General features: G+C 39.7%; 12 protein-coding genes. All 12 read left to right on the plus strand.

From position 1 onward, the window contains the following. Positions 1–248: 248 nt before the first annotated feature. Complete coding sequence (locus tag ACFOU2_RS00525; protein ID WP_377911233.1) at positions 249–1,022, plus strand: type III pantothenate kinase; 774 nt, start codon at positions 249–251, stop codon at positions 1,020–1,022. A 68-nt stretch (positions 1,023–1,090) separates the two neighbouring features. Then, positions 1,091–1,969, plus strand: a complete 879-nt coding sequence (hslO, locus tag ACFOU2_RS00530; RefSeq protein WP_377911235.1) for an Hsp33 family molecular chaperone HslO — start codon at positions 1,091–1,093, stop codon at positions 1,967–1,969. A 129-nt stretch (positions 1,970–2,098) separates the two neighbouring features. Then, the gene (gene cysK / locus ACFOU2_RS00535; protein WP_377911237.1) at positions 2,099–3,025 is read left to right on the plus strand and encodes a cysteine synthase A; all 927 of its coding nucleotides are present in this window, start codon (positions 2,099–2,101) and stop codon (positions 3,023–3,025) included. Between the two features lie 120 nt (positions 3,026–3,145). Continuing rightward, a complete protein-coding gene (gene trpE, locus ACFOU2_RS00540; protein WP_377911239.1) occupies positions 3,146–4,567 on the plus strand; it encodes an anthranilate synthase component I in 1,422 nt (473 codons plus the stop codon). Further along, complete coding sequence (gene pabA / locus ACFOU2_RS00545; protein ID WP_377911241.1) at positions 4,564–5,139, plus strand: aminodeoxychorismate/anthranilate synthase component II; 576 nt, start codon at positions 4,564–4,566, stop codon at positions 5,137–5,139. The genes trpE and pabA overlap by 4 nt, the downstream gene beginning before the upstream one ends. Positions 5,140–5,145: 6 nt before the next feature. Then, the gene (gene pabC / locus ACFOU2_RS00550; RefSeq protein WP_377911243.1) at positions 5,146–6,027 is read left to right on the plus strand and encodes an aminodeoxychorismate lyase; all 882 of its coding nucleotides are present in this window, start codon (positions 5,146–5,148) and stop codon (positions 6,025–6,027) included. Beyond that, a complete protein-coding gene (folP, locus tag ACFOU2_RS00555) occupies positions 6,017–6,871 on the plus strand; it encodes a dihydropteroate synthase (protein WP_377911245.1) in 855 nt (284 codons plus the stop codon). Before pabC ends, folP begins: the two co-directional genes overlap by 11 nt. Beyond that, positions 6,867–7,226: a dihydroneopterin aldolase gene (folB, locus tag ACFOU2_RS00560; protein WP_377911261.1), complete on the plus strand. Its 360-nt coding sequence runs from the start codon at positions 6,867–6,869 to the stop codon at positions 7,224–7,226. Before folP ends, folB begins: the two co-directional genes overlap by 5 nt. After that, positions 7,227–7,754 carry a 2-amino-4-hydroxy-6-hydroxymethyldihydropteridine diphosphokinase gene (folK, locus tag ACFOU2_RS00565; RefSeq protein ID WP_377911247.1) on the plus strand — a complete coding sequence of 176 codons (528 nt, stop codon included), beginning with the start codon at positions 7,227–7,229 and terminating at the stop codon, positions 7,752–7,754. Next, complete coding sequence (locus tag ACFOU2_RS00570; RefSeq protein ID WP_377911249.1) at positions 7,706–7,918, plus strand: helix-turn-helix domain-containing protein; 213 nt, start codon at positions 7,706–7,708, stop codon at positions 7,916–7,918. Before folK ends, ACFOU2_RS00570 begins: the two co-directional genes overlap by 49 nt. Positions 7,919–7,939: 21 nt before the next feature. Continuing rightward, positions 7,940–8,941, plus strand: a complete 1,002-nt coding sequence (gene dusB / locus ACFOU2_RS00575) for a tRNA dihydrouridine synthase DusB (RefSeq protein WP_377911251.1) — start codon at positions 7,940–7,942, stop codon at positions 8,939–8,941. A 293-nt stretch (positions 8,942–9,234) separates the two neighbouring features. Continuing rightward, complete coding sequence (gene lysS / locus ACFOU2_RS00580) at positions 9,235–10,719, plus strand: lysine--tRNA ligase (protein WP_377911253.1); 1,485 nt, start codon at positions 9,235–9,237, stop codon at positions 10,717–10,719. The last annotated feature ends 348 nt before the right edge of the window (positions 10,720–11,067 follow it).

Genomic DNA, 11,067 nt, shown 5'->3' on the forward strand with positions numbered 1-11,067 from the left:
GATAACACCCATGAAAAATCAGAAATACTTGTATCTTTATCCCTCCTTTAACGAGCAGTAAGACCTCACGTCAAGTAAAAACAGGCAGGAGACAACTGTCTATAAGAGTCCAGTTTTCTCAGCTCATACTTTATAGAAATGGAAAAAAATACAAAGTAGTGAAGTTTCACTTTATGAGCGTGCCCATAGTAGGTATGATATGATTATGGCAGTATAAATATTGAATATAGATAAAAGTGGTGATCAAATTGATTTTTGTATTAGACGTGGGGAATACGAATACGGTGTTGGGAGTATATGATGGAGAAGAATTAAAATATCATTGGCGAATCGAAACAAGCCGAAATAAAACAGAAGATGAATACGGCATGGTAGTAAAAGTATTATTTGAGCATGTTGGTTTATCTTTTAAAGATATAAGTGGTATTATTATTTCCTCTGTTGTGCCGCCAATTATGTTTTCATTAGAACGGATGTGCCAAAAATATTTTCATTTAAAGCCTTTAATTGTAGGTCCTGGAATTAAAACAGGTCTTAATATTAAATATGATAATCCTCGTGAAGTAGGGGCTGACCGAATCGTAAACACGGTTGCGGGTATCCACTTATATGGCAGTCCTTTAATCATTGTCGATTTCGGTACAGCGACAACTTATTGTTATATTGACGAGGATAAACAATATATGGGCGGAGCCATTGCACCGGGAATCACTATATCGACAGAGGCTCTTTATTCGCGTGCAGCCAAGCTTCCGCGAATTGAAATTGCACGTCCGAACGACATTGTTGGAAAAAATACAGTTGCAGCCATGCAGGCGGGAATCGTTTATGGTTATGTAGGACAAGTTGAAGGAATTGTTTCTCGCATGAAGGCTCAATCTAAGATTGAACCGAAAGTTATTGCCACAGGCGGTTTAGCTACGCTGGTTGCTAAGGAATCTGACATTATTGATGTGGTAGATCCGTTTCTAACGTTAAAAGGCCTACAGTTAATTTATATAAAGAACGTAGAGTCAGTTTAGGGTGGCATGAACGGGTGCTGATATAACATTTCGTGAATATCAATTAACCTGGGAAAGGTGTGCATTAAATGAGTGATTATCTTGTAAAAGCCTTAGCTTTTGAAGGGCAAGTGCGAGCTTATGCGGTAACATCAACCGAAACAGTTAGTGAAGCACAACGACGCCATTATACGTGGCCGACAGCGTCTGCTGCACTAGGAAGAGCCATGACGGCAGGAGTCATGATGGGAGCTATGCTAAAAGGTGAAAGCAAGCTGACCATCAAAGTAGAAGGAGGGGGACCAATCGGTCATATCCTTGTAGATAGTAATGCAAAAGGTCAAGTAAGGGGGTATGTAACGAATCCTCAGACCCATTTTGATTTAAATGAACATGGCAAGCTGGATGTCAGAAGAGCTGTAGGCACGACAGGAAGTCTTACAGTGGTAAAAGATTTAGGATTAAGAGAAAACTTTACAGGTCAAGTGCCGATCGTTTCGGGTGAGCTAGGCGAAGATTTCACATATTATTTTGCTTCTTCTGAGCAGACTCCTTCATCCGTAGGTGTGGGTGTCCTTGTAAATCCTGATAATACCATTTTAGCAGCAGGTGGTTTTATCATTCAACTTATGCCAGGAACAGACGAAGAGACGGTGTCCCTCATCGAAGATCGTTTAGGGAAGATTTCTCCTATTTCTCGTTTAATTCAACAAGGTCTTTCACCAGAAGAAATCTTGAATGAAGTATTAGGGAAAGGGAATGTCAAAATATTAGAAACAATGCCTGTAGAGTTTCAATGCCAATGTTCTAAAGATCGGATCGGGAATGCCATTATAAGCTTAGGAACAGAAGAAATCGAGGCCATGATTGAAGAAGAAGGGCAGGCTGAAGCGCAATGTCATTTCTGCAATGAAAAATATCTCTTTACAAAAGGGGAATTAGAACAATTAAAAGAAAGTGCTATTTAGGTACTAACGATAATAAGAGTGCAAGAGGGCACTCTTATTATTTTTTATAGGTAAAAAGATTGACAATTTAGAACATAACTGTTAAATTTTTTATATCCAATAAATTTACTCGGGATTAGGAGTGGTCATATGACACGTGTAGCAAATTCAGTGGCTGAGTTAATCGGTCAAACCCCTATTGTAAAGTTGAATAAACTTGTGGAACAAGACATGGCAGATGTGTATTTAAAGCTGGAGTTTATGAACCCTGGCAGCAGCGTCAAAGATCGTATTGCACTTGCGATGATTGAAGCGGCAGAAGAAAGCGGTTCTTTAAAACCTGGTGACACGCTGATAGAACCGACAAGCGGCAACACTGGAATCGGTTTGGCGATGGTAGCGGCAGCAAAAGGCTATAAAGCTATTCTAGTCATGCCGGATACGATGAGTATGGAGCGTCGCAACTTACTCCGTGCCTATGGAGCAGAGCTTGTGTTAACTCCGGGAAGTGAAGGAATGGGCGGGGCCATCCGCAAGGCAGAAGAATTGTCGAAAGAACATGGCTACTTCATGCCGCAGCAATTTAACAATGGGGCTAACCCGGAGGTTCACCGCCGAACAACAGGTAAAGAAATTGTTGAGCAAATGGGCGAGCAGTTAGATGCTTTTATTGCAGGTGTAGGGACAGGCGGAACCATTACAGGTGTCGGTGAAGTATTACGTGAAAATTATCCATCTATTAAAATTTATGCTGTAGAGCCGACAGATTCACCGGTCTTAAGTGGAGGTAAACCAGGCCCCCATAAAATTCAGGGAATTGGTGCAGGGTTTGTTCCGGCTATTTTAAATACAGATATTTATGATGGTGTCCTTAAAATCAAAAATGAAGAAGCTTTTGAGTATGCTCGTAAAGCAGCAAGAGAAGAAGGCGTGTTAGGCGGCATTTCTTCAGGGGCAGCTATTGCAGCTGCGCTCAAGGTAGCCAAAGAACTAGGAAAAGGAAAAAAGGTCCTTGCTATCCTTCCAAGTAACGGTGAGCGCTATTTAAGTACACCTCTTTATCAATTCGAAGAGTAGAATTGAAACAGTCTCCATATGGAGACTGTTTTTGCATATTTTCAATAAACCATATATGAACTCCCGGGGTGAATCATGTAAAATGGAGAATAGATGATTGACTTTTAGGGGAGTGAAGGAATGCAACAACGTAGATCTTGGGGAGAAAAGATAGCCATTCCTAAAAACGAATGGTTTTTCATCTATAAACAATTGTCGAAAGAACAGCCCCATCATGTATTGCTTGAAAGTGGGAGAGGCGGCCGGTTTAGCATTATTGGGTTAAAGCCTTTCGCTATTTTAGAAGGTCGTAATCATCGTTTAAAGGTGACGAATGAATTCGAAACATATGAGTTAGAAGGAAATCCTCTTCATGTAATGAGAAAGTGGATGCATCAATACCGCGCACGCTCTAACCCTGCCTTGCCAGATTTTCAAGGGGGTGCGATCGGGTTCATCAGCTATGATTATGTTCGCTACATTGAACGCCTCCCATCTATCGCAAAAGATGATTTACACATGCCGGATCTTTATTTTCTTGTATTTGATGATGTGTTTGTTTATGATCATCACACAGAAGAACTTTGGATTATTGTAAATGATGCAGATTCTAACGAATCAGAAGCTTTTGAAAGATTGGTATTTTATAAAAAGCAATGGACAGCTGAATTTAAACGGAGGAAAGGGAACGTTCCCAAGCGATCCTATTCACCTGCTTTGGATGTTTCCATGTCAGAGAAGGCGTTTATGGAAGCGGTAAAGAAAATTCAGCAGTATATTGGACAAGGGGATGTTTTTCAAGTTAACTTATCCGTCCGGCAGGCTCAGCCTTTAGGAACTACCCCTTTTCATATTTATGAAAAGCTACGTGAAATTAATCCTTCTCCGTATATGGGATACATGCATAGTTCTGATTTTCAAATTGTCAGTAGTTCACCAGAGCTGCTGATTAAAAAGAGAAGCAGCCAAGTAAGTACAAGGCCGATTGCTGGAACTCGCTCACGTGGTAAAACGGATGAAGAAGATCAGCAGCTGGCTAATGAATTGATTCATAACGAAAAAGAACGTGCGGAACATGTCATGCTTGTGGATCTTGAAAGAAATGATTTAGGCAGAGTATGTAAGTACGGTACAGTACATGTAGATGAATTTATGGTCATTGAAAAGTATTCCCATGTTATGCATATTGTTTCTAATGTAAGGGGGGAACTCCAGCCATCTAAAGATTATGTAGACGTGATTGATGCAGTATTTCCGGGCGGAACCATTACGGGGGCTCCAAAGGTGCGAACGATGGAAATTATTGAAGAACTTGAGCCTGTCAGAAGAGAGTTGTATACTGGTTCCATCGGATGGATTGGTTTTAATGATGATATGGAGCTTAACATTGTGATTCGAACATTAGTTGCCAAAGACAATCATGCCTATGTACAAGCGGGAGCTGGTATTGTCATTGATTCTAATCCTAAGTATGAATACAAAGAGTCATTGAAAAAAGCCACAGCTTTATGGAAAGCAAAAGAGAAGAGTGAAAACGAGTTGAGTGAGGGTGAGACGAGATGATTTTAATGATTGATAATTATGATTCATTTACGTTTAATTTAGTGCAGTATTTAGGTGAACTAGGAGAAGAGTTAATTGTTAAACGGAACGATCAAATTACCTTAGACGAAATAGAAAAATTAAATCCGGAGTTTTTAATGATTTCCCCGGGTCCTTGCAGTCCTAATGAAGCAGGAATTAGCTTAGAAGCTATTACCCGCTTTGCCGGAAAAATTCCGATTTTTGGGGTGTGCCTGGGGCAGCAATCTATTGGGCAGGCGTTTGGAGGAAAAGTGGTACGTGCGGAACGATTAATGCACGGAAAAACATCTGAGATTTATCATGACGGCAAAACGATTTTTCAACAATTAAATAATCCCTTTACGGCTACGCGTTATCATTCTCTTATCGTAGAGAAAGAAACGTTGCCTGATTGCTTTGAAATATCAGCTTGGACAAAAGAGGGCGAAATTATGGCGATTCGTCATAAAACATTCCCGGTTGAGGGTGTTCAGTTTCATCCTGAATCAATTATGACGTCTTTTGGGAAAGAAATGCTGGAAAATTTTATCTCTACTTATAAAAAGAAGTGATGAGTTATGTATATATATTTAAACGGGAATATTATAAAACGTGAAGAAGCGGTGATTTCTCCCTTTGATCACGGCTACATGTACGGAATAGGTTTGTTTGAAACGTTCCGTACATATAATGGTCATCCATTTTTGTTGGATGACCATTTGGTTCGTTTAAATAAAGGATTAGAGGACCTAAATATACAATATCGCTGTGAAAGAGAAGGGATGATTTCGATTCTAAAGCAGTTGTTAAAGGTAAATGGACTGCAAGAGGCGTATGTAAGGGTAAATGTCTCTGCAGGTGTTGGAGATGTAGGGTTACAGGTGGATCCTTATAATCATCCAACTGTCATCGTGTATGTAAAACCGCTCCCTTCATTAAAGCAAAAAGAAAAGGAAGGGATTTTGCTAGAAACGAGAAGGAATTCACCAGAGGGAAGCAGGAGGCTGAAATCCCATCACTATTTAAATAATATTTTGGCAAAACAAGAAATTGGAAGTAATCCGTCTAAAGAGGGAATTTTCTTAACCAAGCAAGGCTATATAGCCGAAGGCATTGTTTCTAATGTATTTTTCGTGAAGGAAAATATCGTCTACACTCCTTCCTTAGAAACAGGTATTTTAGATGGGGTGACTCGACAGCTTGTTTTGTCGCTTTTAGAAAAACTGGGTGTAAGAGCCGAAGAAGGGCTGTTTACAACGGAGGATTTGCTGGAAAGTGATGAGGTTTTCGTAACGAATTCAGTTCAGGAAATTACCCCCATTACGAAGATTGGAAGCCATCTATATCCCAAAGGAAATCATACTTTAACATATCAGCTGCAGACTATATACGAACAGGTTTGCTATTCTTTATGGAGCAAACACGATCTAAAAGAAAGGAACATTGGATATGACAGCTAATACATTAGTACAACCCTCAGTCATCCGCTGTAAAGGCTATGAATTGGATTACTCCTCAAAGACGTTGATTATGGGTATTTTGAATGCGACCCCGGACTCTTTCTCCGATGGTGGGAAATACAATCGTGTTGAAGAAGCTATTGAACATGCTCGGAAAATGGTCGAAGATGGAGCTGACATCATTGACATCGGGGGAGAATCAACGCGACCTGGTGCTAAAAAGGTATCGCTTGAGGAAGAGCTGCAACGAGTCATTCCAGTTGTTTCACAGGTGTCTCAATATGTGAAAGCGCCTATTTCTGTTGATACCTATAAAGCAGAGGTAGCCAGACAAGCAATTGAAGCAGGGGCCCATATCATTAATGATGTATGGGGAGCAAAGGCCGATCCTAAAATGGCCGAGGTAGCGGCTTTTTACGATGTCCCGATTATCCTAATGCATAACCGGGAAAACCACAATTATGAAAACTTAATTTCCGATATGCTGACGGATTTATATGAAAGCATTAAAATCGTTAAAGCAGCTGGTGTAAAAGATGAGCAAATCATCTTAGATCCAGGGGTTGGATTTGCAAAAGGTTTTGAGGAAAACTTAGAAGTCATGCAAAACTTAGATCGTTTTACCACGTTAGGCTACCCTGTGCTATTGGGGACTTCCCGTAAGAAGATGATTGGGCATGTCTTAGATCTTCCTCCCCAAGAGCGTGGAGAAGGAACGGCTGCCACTGTTTGTTTAGGGATTACAAAGGGGATCCATTTAACAAGGGTACATGATGTGAAGCTCATTGCCAGAACGGCTAAAATGATGGATGTGTTGGTAGGAAAAGGGGAGGATCATCATTGATAAGATTTATGTGAATGGTATGAAGTTTTATGGTTATCATGGTGTCTATCCGGAAGAGAATAAACTTGGACAACGTTTTAATGTAGATCTTATGGTTGAAGTTGATCTGCGCCGCGCTGGAATGACCGATGATTTACAATACACAGTGAACTATGCAGAACTCTATACTATTTGCCGGGAAATCGTGGAGGGAAAGTCGTTTAAACTGGTGGAAGCAGTAGCGGAAAAAGTTGCATCGAAAATTCTTGGTGAATTCTCTATTATTCAATCTTGTACGGTGAAATTATATAAGCCGGACCCACCTATCCCTGGTTATTATGAATCCGTTGCAGTGGAAATTACAAGGAGCCGTTAAATGAAGAACATTGCCTTTATTGCTTTAGGTTCAAATTTAGGAGATCGTTTCCAGTATTTAAAAGGTGCCATTCTTGAATTAGGAAAAAATCCATCTATAGAAGTGGTAGATGTTTCCTCTGTTTACGAGACAGATCCTGTTGGATATGAAGATCAAAGCGCTTTTTTAAATATGGTAGTGAAAATTCGCACCTCTCTATCAGCCATATCCCTCTTGCATCTTCTACAAGAAATTGAGAAGAAAAACGGAAGAAAAAGGGAGATCCGGTGGGGACCGCGGACTTTAGACCTTGACATTTTACTGTATAACCAACAAAATATTGAAGCAGAGCACCTTAAGATTCCGCATCCTAGAATGACTGAAAGAGCTTTTGTGATGATTCCGTTAGTTGAAGTGGACCGTCACGTTTCTATTCCCAATCAGGCTCATTCTGTTTTGACTATTATAGATTCATTACAAGATAAAGAAGGGGTAAGGATATGGAAGCGGAAAAATGGGGAAGACGTATACGCGCTTTTCGCAAATTAAAAGGATACACTCAAGAAAGCTTTGCGAAAGATTTAGGAGTTTCTGTTTCTGTATTAGGGGAGATTGAGCGCGGGAACCGATTACCTTCCGACCAATTTGTTGAAGATATCGCTAACGCCTTAAACGTTAGTGTTCAGGAATTAGCACCACAAGACTTTGAATAATATTAAAGGAGGTTAACAGTTTTGCTTAAAATTGGAGACATTACAATGAAAAACCCCGTTGTACTTGCACCGATGGCCGGCGTTTGTAACGCGGCTTTCCGCTTGACAGTAAAAGAGTTTGGCGCCGGTTTAGTGTGTGCTGAAATGGTTAGCGACAAAGCGATTTTATACAACAACGCAAAAACAATGGGTATGTTATATATTGATGAACGTGAAAAGCCGTTAAGCTTGCAAATTTTTGGCGGCGAAAAAGAAACATTAGTGGAAGCGGCGAAGTTTGTTGATAAAAACACAACAGCTGACATTATTGATATTAATATGGGATGTCCAGTACCGAAAATCACAAAGTGTGATGCAGGTGCAAAGTGGTTATTAGATCCAAATAAAATCTATGAAATGGTAGCGGCTGTAGTCGATGCAGTAGAAAAACCAGTGACGGTAAAAATGCGTATTGGCTGGGACGAAGACCATATTTATGCGGTTCAAAATGCACAAGCCGTAGAGCGTGCAGGCGGAAAAGCTGTAGCAGTTCATGGCAGAACACGCGTACAAATGTATGAAGGACATGCAGATTGGAATATCATTAAGCAGGTGAAAGAAGCGGTTTCGATTCCGGTTATCGGAAACGGCGATGTTCAAACTCCGCAAGACGCAAAACGTATGTTAGATGAAACAGGGGTTGACGGTGTTATGATTGGCCGTGCAGCGCTTGGGAATCCTTGGATGATTTACAGAACCGTTAAATATCTTGAAACAGGTGAATTAATGGGTGAACCATCGGTAAGAGAAAAAATTGATGTTTGTTTACTTCATCTTAACCGCTTAATTGATTTAAAAGGTGAAAACATAGCTGTGCGTGAAATGAGAAAACATGCTGCATGGTATTTAAAAGGAGTTCGCGGGAATGCCAAAGTTCGAAATGGCATTAACGAATGTTCAACAAGAGACGAATTAACGACATTGTTAAAAAACTATGTTGAAGAAGTAGAATTAAAGCAGCAAAGCGATGCTCAAGTCATTTGACATCTAGAATTTGCTAACCTATAATTACCCATAAAGAATACTACTAAATGCCAGTGGAAAACTGGCTTTTTTTCTGTTTGTCTAAAATGAAACTTCCAAAAATGAGGGAGCTTCCAGTACACAGGCGTGCTAGCGAAGGTGTTGCAACAGGTTGTTGTGCTCTTCGCTTTTCATCCCGCGTTGATGGTTGGTTAAAGCAAGCAGGTTCTTATGGGCAGTTATTCTCCAGTTGAAGAAGCGAGAGTTTTACTGCTTGTTAGAACGGAATAAAAATAAGGCATGGAGATGATCACATGAGTCATGAAGAATTAAACGACCAACTGCTTGTCCGTAGAGAAAAAATGCAAAAGCTTAGAGAACAAGGAATTGATCCGTTTGGTAAGCGTTTTGAACGTACACATACATCTCAACAGCTTTTTGAATTATATGACGGATTATCAAAAGAAGAGTTAGAAGAAAAAGCTTTTGAAGTAGTCTTAGCTGGTCGTATTATGACAAAGCGCGGTAAAGGGAAAGCTGGATTTGCGCATATTCAAGATTTAACTGGACAAATTCAAGTTTATGTAAGAAAAGATGCAGTAGGAGAAGAAGCTTATGAAATTTTCAATACTGCTGATATTGGTGATATTATTGGTGTGAGAGGTGCTGTTTTCAAAACAAAAGTGGGCGAGCTTTCTATTAAAGTAAGTGAATTCACGTTATTAACCAAAGCACTCCGTCCATTACCTGATAAATTCCACGGTTTAAAAGATGTTGAACAACGCTATCGCCAACGTTATTTAGATTTAATTACAAATCCGGAAAGTAAGCATACATTTATTACACGAAGCCTTATCATTCAATCAATGCGCCGCTATCTAGATAGCCATGGTTATTTAGAAGTGGAAACACCAATGATGCATTCAATTGCCGGAGGTGCTTCAGCAAGACCATTTATCACGCATCATAATGCATTGGATATGACTTTATACATGCGTATTGCTATTGAGCTGCACTTAAAGCGTTTAATTGTTGGTGGACTTGAAAAAGTGTATGAAATTGGACGTGTATTCCGCAATGAAGGTGTTTCAACGAGACACAACCCAGAATTTACAATGATTGAGCTTTATGAAGCATATGCAGATTATAAAGATATTATGAGCTTAACAGAAAATCTAATTGCACATATTGCTAAAGAAGTGTTAGGTACTACGAAATTGCAATATGGCGAGCATGAAGTGGATTTAACACCAGAATGGACAAGACTTCATATGGTAGATGCCGTCAAGGAGTATACAGGGGTGGACTTCTGGAAGGAAATGACGGATGAAGAAGCACGTGCTCTAGCAAAAGCACATGGTGTGGAAGTAGCGGAACACATGCAATTTGGTCATATTGTAAATGAGTTCTTTGAGCAAAAAGTAGAAGATAAGCTTATTCAGCCAACCTTTATTTATGGTCACCCTGTAGAAATTTCTCCGCTCGCAAAGAAAAATGATGAAGATCCGCGCTTTACAGATCGCTTCGAACTCTTCATTGTTGGTCGTGAGCATGCAAATGCCTTTACAGAACTAAATGATCCGATTGACCAACGTGAGCGCTTTGAGGCTCAATTGAAAGAAAAAGAACAAGGAAACGATGAAGCACATGAAATGGATAATGATTTCATTGAAGCACTAGAATATGGTATGCCTCCAACAGGTGGACTGGGAATCGGTATTGACCGCTTAGTGATGTTATTAACAAACTCTCCATCTATTCGTGACGTGCTACTATTCCCGCAAATGCGTCATCGCTAAAATAAATTAAAGGCCGCTGTTTATTTGGATAAACGGCGGCCTTTCTTTCTTCTTCGATTTATCCGGGATAAAAGAGTAAAATCTTAAAATTTAAACTTATTATAATGTGATTGATTAACATGATTTATTCTGTTATATTAATATTTGTTGTCAGCAAAGTAACTTATATTTTAAAGATGAGAGTTAAAAAAAGTGTTGACAGGGAATTATAGAATGTGTTAAATTGTTAAAGTCGCTTTGAGACGATGATGAACTTTGAAAACTGAACAAACGAACAAACGTCAACGTTAATTCTTTTTATTAGAGTAAGGAACATCGACTAAGAACGTCACGTCCTGTGACAACGTC

The organism is Bacillus songklensis (assembly GCF_042649685.1).
Classification (GTDB): domain Bacteria; phylum Bacillota; class Bacilli; order Bacillales; family Bacillaceae_H; genus Bacillus_BA; species Bacillus_BA songklensis.